Annotated in this window: 15 protein-coding genes; 7 read left to right on the top strand and 8 right to left on the bottom strand. The window is 62.9% G+C overall.

The window, feature by feature from the left end; translation table 11 throughout:
* Positions 1-11: 11 nt before the first annotated feature.
* Positions 12-737 carry an alpha/beta fold hydrolase gene (locus tag H351_RS18665; protein WP_019748250.1) on the bottom strand — a complete coding sequence of 242 codons (726 nt, stop codon included), beginning with the start codon at positions 735-737 and terminating at the stop codon, positions 12-14.
* 138 nt (positions 738-875) lie between these two features.
* On the opposite strand from H351_RS18665, the gene H351_RS18660 reads away from it, so the two are divergent.
* Positions 876-1,250, top strand: coding sequence for an OB-fold nucleic acid binding domain-containing protein (locus tag H351_RS18660; RefSeq protein ID WP_003942613.1), 375 nt, complete (start codon positions 876-878; stop codon positions 1,248-1,250).
* Between the two features lie 52 nt (positions 1,251-1,302).
* Positions 1,303-2,016 carry a DUF3159 domain-containing protein gene (locus tag H351_RS18655; protein ID WP_029255263.1) on the top strand — a complete coding sequence of 238 codons (714 nt, stop codon included), beginning with the start codon at positions 1,303-1,305 and terminating at the stop codon, positions 2,014-2,016.
* Here H351_RS18655 and H351_RS18650 read toward each other — a convergent pair.
* The 3 genes from H351_RS18650 to H351_RS18640 form a co-directional block, all read right to left on the bottom strand.
* Entirely contained in the window at positions 2,009-2,302 is a 294-nt protein-coding gene (locus tag H351_RS18650; RefSeq protein ID WP_019748253.1) for a GNAT family N-acetyltransferase, read from the bottom strand. The two genes, H351_RS18655 and H351_RS18650, sit on opposite strands and share 8 nt — an antisense overlap.
* Before the next feature lie 33 nt (positions 2,303-2,335).
* Positions 2,336-2,998, bottom strand: coding sequence for a potassium channel family protein (locus H351_RS18645; RefSeq protein WP_003942632.1), 663 nt, complete (start codon positions 2,996-2,998; stop codon positions 2,336-2,338).
* Positions 2,999-3,084: 86 nt separating this feature from the next.
* Positions 3,085-3,750 carry a potassium channel family protein gene (locus tag H351_RS18640; RefSeq protein WP_019748254.1) on the bottom strand — a complete coding sequence of 222 codons (666 nt, stop codon included), beginning with the start codon at positions 3,748-3,750 and terminating at the stop codon, positions 3,085-3,087.
* Between the two features lie 171 nt (positions 3,751-3,921).
* Between H351_RS18640 and H351_RS18635 the strand changes: the two genes are divergently transcribed.
* The 4 genes from H351_RS18635 to H351_RS18620 all read left to right on the top strand — a co-directional run bounded on the left by H351_RS18635 (position 3,922) and on the right by H351_RS18620 (position 9,528).
* Positions 3,922-5,916 carry an APC family permease gene (locus H351_RS18635; RefSeq protein ID WP_007732857.1) on the top strand — a complete coding sequence of 665 codons (1,995 nt, stop codon included), beginning with the start codon at positions 3,922-3,924 and terminating at the stop codon, positions 5,914-5,916.
* A 48-nt stretch (positions 5,917-5,964) separates the two neighbouring features.
* Positions 5,965-7,233 carry a class I SAM-dependent RNA methyltransferase gene (locus H351_RS18630; RefSeq protein WP_029255264.1) on the top strand — a complete coding sequence of 423 codons (1,269 nt, stop codon included), beginning with the start codon at positions 5,965-5,967 and terminating at the stop codon, positions 7,231-7,233.
* Between the two features lie 154 nt (positions 7,234-7,387).
* Positions 7,388-7,876 (top strand): MarR family winged helix-turn-helix transcriptional regulator, encoded by a 489-nt coding sequence (locus H351_RS18625; RefSeq protein WP_003942624.1) that lies wholly within the window; start codon positions 7,388-7,390, stop codon positions 7,874-7,876.
* Positions 7,877-7,881: 5 nt separating this feature from the next.
* Positions 7,882-9,528 carry an MDR family MFS transporter gene (locus H351_RS18620; protein ID WP_019748256.1) on the top strand — a complete coding sequence of 549 codons (1,647 nt, stop codon included), beginning with the start codon at positions 7,882-7,884 and terminating at the stop codon, positions 9,526-9,528.
* Positions 9,529-9,578: 50 nt separating this feature from the next.
* Here the strand turns inward: H351_RS18620 and H351_RS18615 are convergent, their stop codons facing one another.
* Together H351_RS18615 and glsA are read right to left on the bottom strand one after the other, a co-directional pair.
* A complete protein-coding gene (locus H351_RS18615) occupies positions 9,579-10,244 on the bottom strand; it encodes an SIMPL domain-containing protein (protein WP_029255265.1) in 666 nt (221 codons plus the stop codon).
* Between the two features lie 9 nt (positions 10,245-10,253).
* Positions 10,254-12,080, bottom strand: a complete 1,827-nt coding sequence (gene glsA, locus H351_RS18610) for a glutaminase A (protein WP_019748258.1) — start codon at positions 12,078-12,080, stop codon at positions 10,254-10,256.
* Positions 12,081-12,332: 252 nt separating this feature from the next.
* Between glsA and dxs the strand changes: the two genes are divergently transcribed.
* Positions 12,333-14,279 (top strand): 1-deoxy-D-xylulose-5-phosphate synthase, encoded by a 1,947-nt coding sequence (gene dxs, locus H351_RS18605; RefSeq protein ID WP_029255266.1) that lies wholly within the window; start codon positions 12,333-12,335, stop codon positions 14,277-14,279.
* Positions 14,280-14,367: 88 nt separating this feature from the next.
* On the opposite strand, the gene H351_RS18600 is transcribed toward dxs, so the two are convergent.
* Together H351_RS18600 and H351_RS18595 are read right to left on the bottom strand one after the other, a co-directional pair.
* On the bottom strand, positions 14,368-15,810 hold the full coding sequence (locus H351_RS18600; RefSeq protein ID WP_020907569.1) for a sugar porter family MFS transporter: 1,443 nt from the start codon (positions 15,808-15,810) through the stop codon (positions 14,368-14,370).
* Positions 15,811-16,023: 213 nt separating this feature from the next.
* Positions 16,024-16,389 carry an SRPBCC family protein gene (locus H351_RS18595; RefSeq protein WP_244891373.1) on the bottom strand — a complete coding sequence of 122 codons (366 nt, stop codon included), beginning with the start codon at positions 16,387-16,389 and terminating at the stop codon, positions 16,024-16,026.
* Positions 16,390-16,407: the final 18 nt, after the last annotated feature.

Below are 16,407 nucleotides of genomic sequence, written 5' to 3'. Positions count from 1 at the left end.
CAGGGTTTCTTTCAGGCGCTCGCGGTGGTATCGGATTCGATCGCCGCGAGCGCTTTGATGCAGGTGGCCCCGAGAACTGCGGGGTCGCGCCCGATCATGTCGAGCGTCGTCGTGGCGACTGCGCCGCGGGGGAGTGCATTCGCCCAGGCCTGCGCCACTGCCGCGGGATGAACCGGATCGTCCACCGCCGAAGCGATGCCGACCGGAATGCCCACCGCCTGTAACGCGCTCTCGCTGAGCGAGTGGTACGACGCCGCCTCGTCGAGCGCGGCCGGGAGATCGGGCCATTGAGAGCGCCAGGAGCGCTCGAGTTCGGCTCCGAGCCACGCCGGACTCGACGCGAGCATCGCTGCGATCACCGCCTCCAATCCTTCGGAGCGCAGTTGTGCTGCGGTGAACCTCGCGCTCGCTGCAGCGGGTGCGTCGTCCGCCGACCCGATCCAGGCCGGAAGCGCTGCCAACACACTCACGGTTCTATCGGGGTTCTCGGCGGCCCACTGGAGCGCCACGGCGGCCCCGATCGAGACGCCTCCGACGATGATTCGGCCGTGGGTGTCCGCGGCTCGGTCCATCGCGTCCAGATAGCCGTCCACGACACGCCGAGGGTCCGGTTCAATTGCGACGATGCGCACACCCAGAGCCGCTAGCGGCGCCCGGAATGCGCGGTCTGCGAAGTGGGCGTCAGAGCCTGTACCTGGGAGAACGACGGCAACGGTCGCCGATTCTGAGTTCTGCATCTTTTGATCTTGCCCGGTGCCCCCGAGACGCGGACTGACCGGTGTGGTTACACGCTCGTAATGGGTCTACAGTGGCGATCACACAGCCCTTCACGTGACGCGAAACCCTTGCGTCACACATGTTCGCAGGAGCGCGCAATGGCACCCGCCGCCGCAGGATATTTTCGTCGACTGACCCAGCGTCTGACCGAGGACGTCGACCAGTTGGACGCCCAGGAGATGGCCGAGTCCAACAAGGCTTCCGGAGGTCAGAAGGCCTGCGATTGTCGTCGCGGTGAAGAAGTCACGATGGTGGGCCGACTCCGCAGCGTCGACGCGTGTCCCAAGTCGGGAAATGCCAGCATCGAGGCCGAGTTCTTCGACGGCACCGAGGTGATCAATCTCGTCTGGATCGGGCGTCGCCGGATCCCGGGAATCGAGACCGGTAAGACCCTGCTGATCCGCGGTCGTGTGGGCGAGCGTGACGGTCGCAAGGCGATCTTCAACCCTTACTACGAACTGCGCGGCGAATAGGCGCGTTTCCCGCATTTACCGTGCAACTCGGTGACTGTGGCACCCTCGACAGGTGACTGAAACACAACAGCGATCGGTAATCGACCAACTCGGCGGGCTGAGTGGTCTGATCTATTCGTCTTTGCCGATTCTGATTTTTGTCCCGGTCAACAGCATCTGGAACCTCACCGCGGCAATCTGGGCCGCATTGGGCGTCGCTGTCGCTCTCGCGGCCTGGCGCCTTTTCCGCAAGGATTCCCTCCAACCCGCAATTTCCGGGTTTCTCGGAGTCGGAGTTTCCGCGTTCATCGCCTATCGCACCGGCGATGCCAAAGGATATTTCCTCTTCGGTATCTACACGAGCCTCGCCTACGGTGCGGTCTTCCTGATTTCCATCCTCGTGCGCTGGCCCCTCGTCGGAATCATCTGGGGTTATCTCAACGGGCACGGCAATCTGTGGCGCAAGCACAGCTCCGCCGTCCGGCTCTACGACATCGCGACGGCGGCGTGGGCGCTGGTCTTCGGTGCACGGTATCTCGTTCAGTCACAGCTCTACGACACCGACCACACCGGATGGCTCGCAGTCGCGCGTATCGGCATGGGTTGGCCATTGACCGGTTTGGTGCTGCTCGTGACGGTCTGGGCTGTGCGGAAGGCCGATCGCATCGTCGAGCCGGAACCGGTTGTGGAGCCCGAAAGCAGCGAGCCCACCGCAACGGACGCAGGGTCCGAAGAGGTGGGCTCGGTGAATCTGACGAAGCCGCGCGAAGACCGCGATCTCAGCTGATCAGGTCCTGGTACTCGGGGTGCTTGTCGAGAAACTTCACGACGTACGGGCAGACCGGGTGAACCTTGAGACCACGGGCGCGTAGGTCGTCCAGAGCCTGGCGGACCAGAATCGCGGCCAGCCCGAAACCTTCGAAGGCCGGGTAGATCTCGGTGTGGTTGAACGAGACGACGTCACCGGACGTGGTGTAGTCCTCGATGCCGGCGAGGTCGCCGTCTGCATGGATCTCGTACCGGCTCTGGGCTGGATTGTCGGTGACTACGGTGTTTTCGGGTGCTTGTGCCATGTGATTCCCTTTCGTCGTCAGTGTGTTCGTCGGTCAATTCTCCAGGCGGAGTGCAACGCGCAACTGATCCTCGGCGTCGACGGCCGCGACGAACAGGAGTTCGTCTCCACCTTCGATGGGATCGTCCATCTGCGGGACGATCACACGCCCACCCCGCAGAATGGTGACCAGTGCGCAGTCCCGCGGAAGTTCGAGCTTCTTGACGGCTTTTCCGGCAAGAGGTGTGTTGTCGGGCAACGTGATCTCGACGAGATTGGCCTGCCCCTGCCGCAGTGTCATCAGTTTGACCAGGTCACCGACGGAGACGGCTTCTTCGACGAGCGAAGCGAGCATCCGCGGTGTCGAGACGGCGACGTCGACGCCCCACGACTCGTCGAAGAGCCATTCGTTGCGGGGATCATTGACGCGGGCGACAACTCGGCGAACGCCGAACTCGGTTTTCGCGAGCAGACTGAGGACCAGGTTGGCCTTGTCGTCTCCGGTTGCGGCGATCACGACCTCGTAGGACTCCATCGACGCGTCCTCGAGGCGGCTGAGTTCGCACGCGTCCGCGTGTACCCACTTCGCCTCGGGCACCGACTCCGGTTCGATGTGATCGAGTTTGCGCTCGATCAGCATGACGTCGTGTGAGCTTCGAATCAGCTCTCGCGCAATGGAGCGGCCTACGGCGCCGGCTCCGGCGATGGCGACCTTCATCGAGAACTTCCAATCACGTTGTAGTGCAACACAGTCGCAGGCTTGTTGTGAGGGGCGGCGTTCGGATCAGTCATCTGCGGCCTCCGTCAGTCGTCACTCGGCGGCGGGTTGCCGGCCAGTGCGATCGCTTCGGCGACAGTTCCCGATACCGCGGCGATGTAGACCTGGTCGTCGGCCTGGATGACGGTCTTGCGATCGGGGAGCACGCCGGTTCCGAATCGGATGATGAAGGCGACTCTCGAACTGGTCGCGCTCTCGAGTAGTGCGATCGGCTTGCCGGCCCAATCCTCGTGCAGGGCAAGTTCGGTAATCGCAACAGTGCCCGAAGGATCGCGCCACTTCGCGGTCTGACTTTCCTTGGTCAGCGTGTGCAGGAAGCGATCCGTCGACCACGGCACGGTCGCGACGGTGGGGATGCCGAGGCGCTCGTAAACAGCGGCACGCTTGGCGTCGTAAATACGCGCGACGACGCGTTCGACGCCGAAAGTCTCGCGTGCGACTCGCGCCGCGATGATGTTGGAGTTGTCTCCCGAGGACACCGCAGCGAAGGCGTCGGCCCGCTCGATGCCCGCCCGGACCAGCACGTCACGGTCGAACCCCATTCCCAGAACCTTGGTTCCCGGGAAGTCGAGATCGAGACGCAGAAACGCACTCTGATCGCGGTCGATGACGGCGACCTCGTGTCCGATCCTGGTCAGAGACGCGGCGAGGGAAGAACCCACTCGACCGCACCCCATGATGACGACATACACGCCCTACTCCGTTCATGGACCCTCATGGCGCGATTGCACGCCGAATCGAACGGTACAGCCCCTCACGGGAAGAGCAAGTACAACGGTCGCCTGCGTGCCGGGTGTCACGACAAAAGGTGAAGTTGGGGCTCTGATGACTCCGAATCGGGCGAGACGGCTTACGCTTTGCACGTGTCTAAGCTCTCGACCGCTACCAAGCGGCTCCTGCTCGGTCGGCCGTTCCGAAGCGACAAACTCGGGCACACGCTGCTACCCAAGCGAATTGCACTACCGGTCTTCGCGTCCGACGCGATGTCGTCCGTCGCGTATGCCCCCGAAGAAATCTTCCTGGTTCTCTCCGTCGCGGGTATTTCCGCGTATGCGTACACACCCTGGATCGGATTGTCCGTCGCCATCGTCATGGCTGTGGTGGTGGCGAGTTACCGCCAGAACGTCCATGCATACCCGTCCGGTGGCGGCGACTACGAGGTCGCGACGGTCAACCTCGGCCCGACCGCCGGTCTGACCGTCGGTAGTGCGCTGATGGTCGACTACGTGCTGACGGTCGCCGTGTCGATCTCGTCGGCGGCGTCGAACATCGGCTCGGCTCTGCCGTTCGTCGCGCAGCACAAGGTGTTGTTCGCGGTTGCGGCGATCGTGTTGCTGACCGCGGTCAACCTTCGCGGTATCCGTGAATCCGGTACCGCGTTCGCAATTCCGACCTACGCATTCATCGTCGGCATGTTCCTGATGCTCGGGTGGGGATTCTTCCGGATCTACGTTCTTGGTGAAGACGTGCACGCGGAATCGTCGTCGTTCACACTCAACGCCGAGGATTCGCATCTGTACGGAATTGCCTTCGCGTTCCTGATCGCGCGTGCCTTCTCCTCGGGCTGTGCTGCATTGACCGGCGTCGAGGCCATCAGTAACGGCGTACCGGCGTTCCAGAAGCCGAAATCGCGCAACGCGGCCACGACCTTGCTGCTGCTCGGGTCGATCGCCATCGTCCTGTTGATGGGCATCATCATCCTGGCTCAGAAGATCGGCATCGTCTACGCACACAATCCGCAGGAACAGCTGGTCGGTGCGCCGGAGGGTTACCACCAGAAGACCTTGATCGCGCAGATCGCCGAAGCCGTGTTCAGTGGTTTCCCGATCGGATTCTTCTTCATGGCGATCGTCACGGCACTGATCTTGGTTCTGGCCGCGAACACCGCGTTCAACGGATTCCCGGTACTCGGATCGATCCTGGCGCAGGATCGGTACCTACCGCGTCAGCTGCACACGCGCGGCGACCGACTGGCATTCAGCAACGGAATCCTCTTCCTCTCCGGTGCTGCGATCGCATTCGTCGTGGTGTTCGGCGCCGAGGTCACCAAGCTCATCCAGCTGTACATCGTCGGCGTCTTCGTCTCGTTCGTGCTCAGCCAGACGGGCATGATCAAGCACTGGACTCGGCATCTGAAGTCCGAGACCGACAAGGCACAGCGGGCCCGGATGCAGCGCTCGCGAGTGATCAATTCGATCGGTCTCGCAATGACCGCCACCGTCCTGATCATCGTTCTGATCACCAAGTTCGCTGCCGGCGCCTGGATCGCCATCGTCGCGATGGTCGCGATCTTCATCGTGATGAAGATGATCCGCAAGCACTACGACAGCGTCGCAGCCGAGCTCGAGGAGCAGGAGTGGGACGGCGTACTGCCCAGCCGCACGCACTCGATCGTGCTCGTCTCGAAGTTGCACATGCCGACGATGCGAGCTCTCGCCTACGCGCGAGCCACGCGACCGGACACTCTCGAAGCCATCACGGTCAACGTCGACGAGCCCGACACCCGTGCACTCGTGCGTGAGTGGGAGAAGAGCGACGTGACGGTTCCGCTCAAGGTGATCGAGTCGCCGTACCGCGAAATCACCAAGCCGGTTCTCGATTACGTCAAGCGTGTACGACGCGATGCTCCGCGTGATGTCGTCACCGTCTTCATTCCCGAGTACGTCGTCGGACACTGGTGGGAGCAGATCCTGCACAATCAGAGCGCGCTTCGTCTGAAGAGTCGTCTGCTCTTCCAGCCCGGCGTGATGGTGACCAGCGTTCCGTGGCAGCTGAGTTCGTCGGCAAAGGCAAAGCCGCTGGACATCGAGAAGACCGCAGGCGCCACGCGTCGCGGTTACGACACCGGCGAGAAATGATCACCGGCGAAAAATGATCGGCAACATCGAAATGGCAGGCGTAGTTCGTTGAGTGAGAATTGGACCGGGCAGACCTTCGAGGTCGATCTGGGCAACCCCGGTCACGGCGGGTTCGTCGTCGCCCGGCACGAGGGACGGGTCGTGTTCGTCCGTCACGGTTTGCCGGGGGAGCGGGCGCTGGTCCGGGTGACGGAGGACAAGGGCGGATCGTTCTGCCGCGCCGACGCGATCACAGTTCTCGACGCATCTCCGCATCGCATCGATCCGACATGCCCGATCTCCGGCCCGGGCGGGGCGGGCTGCTGCGACTACTCGCATGCGAATCTGAGTGTCCAACGTGAGATGAAGACCTCGGTCGTGCGTGAGCAGCTTCTGCGACTGGCTCGTGTCGAATCGGACGTCGCGGTAGAGGAACTACCTGGAACCGGAGACGGAACGGGTTGGCGCACGCGAGTCCGGTTGGCGGTGGACGGGCACGGGGTCGCGGGATACCACGCGTACCGGAGCAACCGGATCGTCACGGACCTGCGCTGCACCCAGATCGATCAGAGCGCGTACGACGGTCTCGGCGGTGCGCAATGGGCGCCAGGGAGCGAGCTGCAGGTCGTTCTCGACGCTGCCGGTCAGCGGCACGTCGTGGAAATTGCCGCACCCGCGGTGTCCAAGACGGGACGGCGGACGCCGGGGCGTCGCGGCGCGATGGCACGCCGAGCGGCGAGCGGCGGCCCGCGAAAGACCCGAGTGGCTATCGGATCGGACACAGTGATCGAGCGCGTCGGCAATCGAGAATGGGCGCTGGCCGCGACCGGTTTCTGGCAGGCCCATCGCGGCGCTGCGAACGCGTACTCACAGGTGGTCGGGGAGTGGGCCGGAGCCGCTACCGCGGACACGGCGTGGGATCTCTACGGCGGAGTCGGGGTTTTCGCATCCGTGCTCGCCGACCTTGTCGGGCCGTCCGGCGTGGTGGAGTCAGTCGAATCTTCGGCGCGCGCAGTCGCGGACGGGCGGGCAGCTCTGTCCGATCTCGGTCAGGTGCGCTTCCACAGCGCCCGCGTCGAGAACGTCATCGCGGATCTGGAGCGTTCGCCTGCCGTCGTCGTGCTCGACCCGCCACGTGCGGGAGCCGGCCGTCCGGTCGTGGAAGCTCTCGCCGCAACGGGCGCTGAACGGATCGTGCACATCGGGTGCGACCCGGCGTCGTTCGGCCGCGATATCGGTCTCTACCTGGAGCAGGGCTTCAGAATCGGCGGCCTCCGGGCGTTCGACGCCTTCCCTCAGACACACCACATGGAGTGCATCGCGCTCCTCGAACGCTGACGCGTCCCGAAATCTTTCCCTGAAACGGTGTGACGCTTCTCGCGTTCAGAACAGTTGCTTGCATTACGCAACTAATCGTATAGTTTCGTTCTGCAAGTAGTTTTCCGTTTTCAAGTCACGGCTCGTTCGGGCCGCTCGAATTCAGGGGTAGGCAATGTCGGTACAGCCGGAGACGGCCCAGGCGCTCGTCGACACGATCTTCATGTTCGGCAGATCGCTGCGAGCCGCGGTCACCACCGGTGCAGACAGCCTGCTGCCGCCTGCGCTGGTCAGTGTGTTGTTCATGCTGGCAGCGCGTGGGGAGTGCCGACAGAACGAATTGGCCGTCGATCTATGTGTCAGTCAGTCGTCGCTCAGCCGACAAATGTCGGATCTGGTCGACGCGGGGTATGTCGAGAGAAATCCCGATCCGGCTGACAAGCGGGCGTTCCGCATCCGAGTATCGGAAGAGGGACACGACGTTTTACGGAGAACCACGCAGCGGCGTGCGGCGCGTTTGCGCAACATGCTCGAAGACTGGAGCCAGGAAGAGGCCATGGCCGCAGTGACATCGCTGCAACGTCTCAACGAGACGTTCGGCGCATCGAATCGGCAGGCCTCACCGGCAGTTCCGCACACGGGCGTAGAAAGTATTGGGAGATAAGGCACATGGCAGCAACAGTAGGAGAAACCCGGGCAAGTACCGGAGGTGACGGATCGGCTCGCGAAGCGGGCGCGATGACTCACCGCGAAATTCTCGAAGCACTCACCGGACTGATCGCAGCGCTGTTCACCGCGCTGCTCAGCAGCACCATCGTTTCGACAGCGCTTCCCACGATCATCGGTGAACTGCACGGAACTCAGACGCAGTACGCCTGGATCATCACCACGGCACTGCTCGCCACTGCGGCATCGACGCCGATCTGGGGCAAACTGGCCGACCTTTACAACAAGAAGGTCCTGGTCCAAACCGCGATCGTCATCTTCGTGATCGGCTCGGTTATCGCCGGCGCGGCGCACAATGTTCCGTTGCTGCTCGGTGCACGTGTCATCCAGGGCATCGGCATGGGCGGCCTGACTGCTCTCGTCGTAGCCATCATCGGCACGATCATCCCGCCGCGAGATCGCGGTCGCTACTCCGGATACATGGGTGCGGCAATGGCCGTCTCGATGTCCGGTGGACCGATCCTCGGCGGCGTCCTCGTGGACACTGCCGGCTGGCGCTGGTGCTTCTACGTGTGTGTTCCGTTGGCAGTCATCGCACTGTTCCTGCTTCAGCGCACACTGCACGTCGAGACCGTGAAGAAGGACAACGTCTCCATCGACTGGATGGGCGCCACCTTGCTCACCGCCGGTGTCAGCGTCCTGCTGATCTGGGTTTCGTTTGCCGGTCAGGACGACTACTACGCCTGGTTCTCGAAGGAGTCGGCTTTCTTCGTCATCGGTGGTCTGGCCCTGCTCGGCCTGACGATGTTCGTCGAATCCAAGGTCAAGGATCCGATCCTGCCGATCAAGATCATCACCGAGCGCACAACTGCTCTCGCGATCATCGCCTCGATCGCAGTCGGTGTCGGCCTCTTCGGCGCGACGACCTTCCTGACGCAGTACTTCCAGACCGCACGCGGATTCGATCCCACCGAAGCCGGATTGCTCACCATTCCGATGGTCGCAGGCATGCTCGTCGCCTCCGTCGGCTCGGGACAGCTGATCACCAAGTTCGGTCAGTGGAAGCCCTTCATCGTCGCCGGCGCGGTACTGCTGCTGGTCGGTTTCGGGCTGCTGTCGACGATCGACCACGCCACCAGCCTCTGGACCATCGGAATCTTCATCGCCATCGTCGGTCTGGGTACCGGCATGTTGATGCAGAACATCGTGCTCGCGGTGCAGAACACGGTCAGCGTCGAGAACATCGGTGCGGCCAGCAGTATCGTGGCGTTCTTCCGCACGTTCGGCGGCGCGATCGGCGTGTCGGTGCTCGGTTCGATTCTTGCGACTCGCGTCAAGACACTGACAGTCGATTCGGTCTCCACCTTGCCGCCCGAGCAGCAGGCAGTAGCTGGAAAGAGCCTCCAGGACGGCCTCGACCTGAGCAATATGCCTGACTTCGTCTCGCAGATCGTTCGGTTCGCCTACGGCGACGCGACAGGACGGATCTTCCTGGTCGCAGCCGTCGTCGCTGTGGTCACGCTCGTGTCGGTCATCTTCATCCCGAACCGTCCGCTGCGCACCACGATCGACATCGCGACTCCCGACGCCGAGCAGAAGTACGAAGAAGAGCGCGAAGAGAAGAACGAAGAGAAGAACCTCACTCGCTGATCCGCATGCCCGGCTGGTCTACCGCCGGCCGCGTCTTCTGAACAGTTCTGTCACGCCATAGCCCATCGAACGCGGACAGAGATCGATTCTTCGATCTCTCCGCGTTCGACGGCTATCGGGGCCGAATCCGCTTTCATCGCCGCGACACGTCCGCGCATCGGCACGATCTGGTCGAAGTCCTCGAGCACCTCGAGAACTTCGACCAGATCTTTGTCTGCCAGGTCCGCGAACTGTCTGGCTTTCGATTCGGCTGCCGTCCATGCCAATTCGCGTGCTTTTGTCGCCAGATCGCTGCGGTCGTCGAGGTCGAACTCGAGCCCGTCGAGCCGAATCGCGTCGCCGCCCACCGATACACACGCCGCGATGACGGCGGCGGGGGAGTTCGCCGCTTCCGGCTCCAGCTCTCGCAGTACGACTCGGAAAGTTGTCGATGCGGTGAATCCTGTTGTCTCCTGGCGGCCTCCGTCACTCCAGTGAGTCTGCGGATGGACGCTCAGCCCGGCGGTGGTGAGGTCCGCTCCGCGCACACCGCGCGCGTGCAGGGTCTCGGTCAGAGCATTGGACAGACGCGCGACGGCGTCGAATGCGTCGGAAACGGCCGTCTGTGTCACCGATACTCCGATCGTCAGCCGCACGATGTCGGGAACAGCTGTTGCAGTGGCAGTTCCGGTCACCGTGACAGTGGACGGTTCCGAGGTGAGGGCGGTGGTCGGCATGTGTACTTCCTATCCGATTCGTCCGGCGGATATGACACTCCGCAACATCAGGTCCAATTGCTCGTAGGCGCCCGCAGCCAGTCGTTCGAGAAGCGCAAGTTTCAACTCGGGTGCCTGTGCGGTCAGTTCTGCATATCGCTCCGGAGTCAGCACGGCCACGGTGACCGTGGAATCGGCGCGGATGTCGTTGAGGAACGGAGTGTCGAGGAACATCGTCATCTCGCCGAACGTCATTCCGGCGGAGAGCGTCGTGATGCGGTGCTCGACCCCGTGCGCGTCGGTGAACATGGTGCTGACCTGGCCACTGAGAATCAGGTAGAAGCCAGACGCCGATTCACCTCGGCGGGCGATCTTCTCGCCGCGGGCATAGGTACGAGTCTCCAACTCTGCCGAGAATCCCTCGATCTGTGCCGCGGACAGAGCATCGAGAACTGGGTGGTCCTCGATCGAGATCGTCGACGCCTGCCGTTCGGCCTCACAATGCACCGCAAGCAACGTGTCTTCGCACCACTGCATGGCGGAATCGAGATCCGCAAAAACCCGACCACTTCTTCTGGCGGGGTCGATGCTCGAACTTCGTTGTCCCAGCAGTCCTTGCGGATCGACGACGGCCACCGCACAAGCCTGCTCGGCCAGTTGAACCTGCAGCGCAGTGATCATGCGTACTGCGACGTCGCTGGCGTCGTCGACACGGCGGACGTCGATGACGACAACTTCGAGGCCCTCGTCCACCGAGCCGATTTCGCGGACCGCCGATTCGGCACCGGTGAAGAGGAGATCGCCGTGCAGTTCGTAGACCCGGCTGCGCTTGCCGACGTCGTCGAGCACAGCCTGTTCGGTCGGGGTTCGTCGTACTCGCGACGGTGCTTCGATGACGCTGTATCTGGCCCGGATCGACGAGCGTGACGCCCGCGTCACGTGGAGGAAGTGCAGTTCGAGTTCCTTCGACAGTGCCCGGGCAGACGCAACTCCGCGAACGCTGTTTCCGTGAACGTCGAGCCTGGGGGAGTACACCGCGATGCCGATCTGGCCAGGCAGAACCGCCAGGACTCCGCCGCCGACGCCGCTCTTGGCCGGCAATCCGACCTCCACCAGCCACTTTCCGGCGCCGTCGTACATGCCGCAGGTCGCCATGACGCTGAGGACCTGCTCGACGCCCGCGGGCGCCAGCGCACGCTCGTGGGTGAGCGGATTGACTCCGTTGTTCGCCATCGTCGCAGCCATCAGACTCAGATCGCGGCAGGTCACGTCGATCGAGCACTGACGGAAATACAGGTCGACGGCCTCGTCGGGATTGCCGGTGATGACGTCGAAGGATCGCAGCATGTGTCCGATCGCGCGGTTGCGGTGACCGGTGCGCGCCTCGGAGGTGTAGACCGACTCGTTGAATGCCAGTTCGCGGCCCGCGTACCTCGAGTACGCCGAGCGGATGCGCTCGAAGCGGGCCTCGGGATTCGGGCCGGCGACCAGTGATGCAGCGGTGATCGCCCCGGCATTGATCATGGGGTTTCGTGGCCGTTCGGTGAGCGGGTCGAGGCTGATTTCGTTGAACGGCTCGCCGGATGGTTCGACATCGATTTTCGCGGCAACCGCCTCGCTTCCCCGATCGGCGAGAGCCAAGGCGTAGGTGAAGGGTTTCGAGATCGACTGAATGGTGAACGGGATTCGCGAGTCACCGATCTCGTAGACGTAACCGTCGACGGTGGCGATGCAGATTCCGAACGAATCGGGGGCGACCGCCGCGAGTTCGGGGATGTAGTCGGCCAACTCGCCCTCGTCGAGTGATCGGACTTCGTCGAACACTCGCGTTATCAGGTCTTCGACCACAGTTCCCATATGTCGACCTTAAGCCGACATGGCGGTCGTTTTGTGGAACAAGAGTTGTCGAGTCGATTGCGACGGATCCCATTTGTCTGTGATTGCGATCACGAGCGATCCGTGGGATTTCGCTGTTACGCGAAGTCACACCGGATTCGGGCCGAGTCCGCGTGTCGGTTCGCCGGAACGCTCCGTAGACTGGCAGCACTGTCGCGAAGACAGCCGCGGCGCGCACCGGTGCAGCTGTGAAGCACGGAGGGAGCGATCTCGTTGGGTGTTCTTGCCCGCATTCAGGGTCCTGACGATCTACGTCAGTTGAGCCACGCCGAGATGACGGAGTTGGCCGACGAGATTCGTGAGTTCCTCGTGCTGAAGGTCGCTGCGACCGGTGGTCACCTCGGGCCCAACTTGGGCGTCGTGGAGTTGACCCTCGCACTGCACCGAATTTTCGACTCGCCGCAGGACGCGATCATCTTCGACACGGGCCATCAGGCCTATGTGCACAAGATCCTCACCGGTCGTCAGGATCAGTTCGACACTCTGCGTAAGCAGGGCGGACTGTCCGGGTATCCGTGCCGCGCCGAGAGCGAACACGACTGGGTCGAGTCCTCTCACGCTTCCGCCGCGTTGTCCTATGCCGACGGCCTCGCGAAGGCCTTCGCGCTCACGGGCCAGAATCGCCACGTTGTCGCCGTCGTCGGTGACGGCGCCCTGACCGGCGGAATGTGTTGGGAAGCCCTCAACAACATCGCAGCCGGAAAAGACCGTTCGGTGGTGATCGTCGTCAACGACAACGGCCGCTCGTACGCGCCGACCATCGGCGGCCTTGCCGACCATCTTTCGGCACTGCGCACCGCGCCGAGTTACGAGCGCGCCCTCGACAGTGGCCGACGCTTGGTCAAGAGACTGCCCTGGGTGGGGCGCACCGCGTACTCCGTCCTGCACGGAATGAAGGCGGGTCTCAAGGACGCGGTCAGCCCTCAGGTCATGTTCACCGATCTGGGTATCAAGTACCTCGGACCGGTCGACGGACACGACGAAGCCGCCATGGAATCGGCGTTGCGCCGGGCGAAGGCCTACGGCGGACCGGTCATCGTGCATGCCGTCACTCGTAAGGGCAACGGTTACGCACACGCCGAGAACGACGTGGCCGACCAGATGCATGCCACCGGCGTCATCGATCCCGTCACCGGTCGCGGCACCAAGTCGTCCGCGCCGGACTGGACGTCGGTCTTCTCGGCCGCATTGATCGAGCAGGCTTCACGTCGTGAGGACATCGTCGCCATCACCGCGGCGATGGCCGGGCCCACCGGCCTCGCGGCATTCGGTGAGAAGTTCCCCGATCGGATTTTCGACGTCGGTATCGCCGAGCAGCATGCGATGACCTCGGCCGCCGGTCTTGCACTTGGCGGCCTTCACCCCGTCGTTGCTATCTACTCGACCTTCCTCAATCGGGCTTTCGACCAGTTGTTGATGGACGTCGCACTGCTCAAACAACCGGTGACAGTCGTGCTCGACCGCGCCGGGGTCACCGGAGTCGACGGCGCCAGCCACAACGGCGTCTGGGATCTTTCGCTGCTCGGAATCATCCCGGGGATTCGCGTCGCGGCACCGCGTGATGCAGACACACTGCGGGAAGAGTTGGACGAGGCGCTTCTCGTCGACGACGGCCCAACGGTCGTACGGTTCCCGAAGGGTGCTGTACCCGAAGCGATTCCGGCAGTGAAGCGACTCGACGGAATGGTCGACGTCCTCAAGGCCAGCGAGAGTGAGCGAGGCGACGTGCTCCTCGTCGCGGTGGGCCCGTTTGCATCCTTGGCGCTCGAGATTGCCGAGCGGCTCGACAAGCAGGGCATCTCGGTTGCCGTCGTTGATCCGCGATGGGTTCTGCCGGTCGCGGATTCGCTGGTGAAGATGGCGGACAAGTACGCCCTCGTGGTCACCATCGAAGACGGCGGTCTGCACGGCGGCATCGGTTCGACGGTCTCGGCCGCGATGCGTGCCGCCGGAGTGCACACGTCGTGCCGCGACATGGGCGTTCCCCAGCAGTTCCTCGATCACGCCAGCCGCGAAGCCATTCACAAGGAACTCGGACTCACGGCTCAGGACCTCTCCCGCAAGATCACCGGCTGGGTGGCGGGGATGGGCAGCGTCGGCGTCCACGTCCAGGAAGACGCGTCCTCGGCTTCGGCTCAGGGCGAAGTCGCGCAAGGCTGACGACTCGTCTCACGATAATCTCGAAAAGCGGTGGCCCTCGGATCAATCCGAGGGCCACCGCTTTTCGGTGTGAAACCGTGAGATCTCGCTACTGGACGGATTCGAGTGTGCTGCCTCGCGTTTCCTTCACGAATCGCAGGACGACGAACAGTGACAGCGCTGCCATGACGGCGTAGCCGGCATAGGTGTACGACAGATTCCAATCGGCAAGTGCCGGGAACGTCCAGGAGACCAGGAAGTTCGCGACCCAGTTGGTGGCGGTCGCAATTCCGACTGCTGCAGCACGCACGCGGTTGGGGAACATCTCGGAGATCAACACCCAGACCACCGGGCCCCAGGACAGAGCGAAGAAGAATACGAATGCGTTCGCACCGATAAGTGCGATAGTCGCGTTGGCTCCGGTCAGCGTGGCCACAGATTCGCCGATCTCGTTCTTGGTCACCGTTGCCGAATGGAAACAGAACGCCGCGGTGCCCAGTGAGATGGCCATACCGGCGGAACCGACCAACAACAGCGGCTTTCGACCGACTCGGTCGATGACGGCGATGGCGACAAACGTACCGACGATGTTGACCAAGGCGCTCACGACGCTGATCAGAAGGGAGCGGTCGGCACCGAATCCCACTGCCTGCCACAGGGTGCTGGAATAGTAGAAGATCACATTGATACCGACCAGCTGCTGCAGTGCGGCGAGTGCGATGCCGACCCACACCAGGTGGGAGACGCCGAGCCGCTTCGAGAAGAGTTGACGGACCGTTGTTTTGGCTTGCTTCTCGCTGAGCGAGTCGCGGATCTCGTTCATCCGCTCGGTGACGGCGTCGTGATCGCCGCCTTCCAGGTCGGAGATGATCTTGCGAGCGCGATCGTCCTTGCCCTGCGCTACGAGGAATCGCGGCGACTCGGGAATCGTGGTCGTCATGATCAGATACAGAACTGCGGGAACGGCTTCGAGCATCAACATCCACTGCCAGGCCTCGAGGCCCGCGATCTGATTGCGATCGCCACCGGCCGCGGCCTGGAGTGCGTAGTTGACCAACTGCGACACGGCGATTCCGAGAACGATCGCCAATTGGTACATCGAACCGAGACGGCCGCGAATCGCAGCGGGAGAGATCTCCGCGATGTACGCCGGAGCGATGACCGATGCGAAACCGACGGCCAGGCCGCCGACCACGCGCCAGAACGTGAGGTCGTAGACGCTGAACGGAACTGCGGAACCGACGGCGCCGATTATGAACAACACCGCGGCTATTTGCATGACGCGGATGCGGCCGAGGCGATCTGCGAGTGTGCCTGCGATCCAGGCGCCGAGTGCTGCGCCGAGCAGAGTCAGTGAGACCGTGAGCCCGGTGCCCGAGGCGCCGATGTCGTACTTGTCTCGGATCGCACCGACTGCCCCGTTGATGACAGCGGTGTCGTATCCGAACAGAAAACCGCCGAGCGCGGCGGCGCCGGCGAAGAGCACTGCATGTCCGACGTCGGCGCGAGTAGCGCCGGATCCACCGCCGGAGGCGGTTCCGCTGAATGCCATTCCTGCCCCCTCAAAGGCCCTACGGTCGACACCCCGATGCGTCGATCCATCCGCGAGCACTCTGCACGCTACGCCCACCGGACGAGATTTGGCGGGGACTCACGCGCCGTTATCCAGCTGAGTCCATTCCCAGGTCGAAACAACCGGACGCAGAGACAAGGTATTGATTGCAGTGACTATGCAAACAATAATGTCGATGCAGGTGAGGGCGGTTTACTTACCCGCGCGACTCTCGGCTTTGGCTGCGATGTCCTCGAGATCCTTTGGCATGAATTTCCGGGTCACTCGCGCGCCCAATCGACCGAAAACCGCTGTGAAGATCTTCGAGATACGTGAAGTGGATTCGGATTCCCCGGAGAAGTACATCTCGAGGATCGTGGCCGTGGCGTCAGGCTTCAGAGTGAACCCGCTCGTGTAGTTCATGCCGTGGGAGTTGGCTTTGACGACCGTGCGGGCGGGAGCGTCGACTTCGGTCACCCACATGTCCACGGTTGCTTCCTTGCCCATCATCTTCCGAGTCTCGCGCCATTTGGTGCCAACGGCATATCCCTCTCCGGCGAGCCGTTCGATACGGATCACGCCGGAGAGGGTGTCGTG

The sequence above is a fragment of the Rhodococcus erythropolis R138 genome (assembly GCF_000696675.2).
In the GTDB taxonomy this organism is placed as follows: Bacteria; Actinomycetota; Actinomycetes; order Mycobacteriales; family Mycobacteriaceae; genus Rhodococcus_F; species Rhodococcus_F erythropolis.
Note: the sequence above shows the minus strand (reverse complement) of the source record. Positions and strands in the feature narration are given on the sequence as shown.

Bases quoted from the DNA above. Each gene is read 5' to 3' on its own strand.
- H351_RS18665 (WP_019748250.1), bottom strand. From the start codon at position 737: ATGCAGAACTCAGAATCGGCGACCGTTGCCGTCGTTCTCCCAGGTACA.
- H351_RS18660 (WP_003942613.1), top strand. From the start codon at position 876: ATGGCACCCGCCGCCGCAGGATATTTTCGTCGACTGACCCAGCGTCTG.
- H351_RS18650 (WP_019748253.1), bottom strand. From the start codon at position 2,302: ATGGCACAAGCACCCGAAAACACCGTAGTCACCGACAATCCAGCCCAG.
- H351_RS18645 (WP_003942632.1), bottom strand. From the start codon at position 2,998: ATGAAGGTCGCCATCGCCGGAGCCGGCGCCGTAGGCCGCTCCATTGCG.
- H351_RS18625 (WP_003942624.1), top strand. From the start codon at position 7,388: ATGTCGGTACAGCCGGAGACGGCCCAGGCGCTCGTCGACACGATCTTC.
- H351_RS18620 (WP_019748256.1), top strand. From the start codon at position 7,882: ATGGCAGCAACAGTAGGAGAAACCCGGGCAAGTACCGGAGGTGACGGA.
- H351_RS18615 (WP_029255265.1), bottom strand. From the start codon at position 10,244: ATGCCGACCACCGCCCTCACCTCGGAACCGTCCACTGTCACGGTGACC.
- glsA (WP_019748258.1), bottom strand. From the start codon at position 12,080: ATGGGAACTGTGGTCGAAGACCTGATAACGCGAGTGTTCGACGAAGTC.
- H351_RS18600 (WP_020907569.1), bottom strand. From the start codon at position 15,810: ATGGCATTCAGCGGAACCGCCTCCGGCGGTGGATCCGGCGCTACTCGC.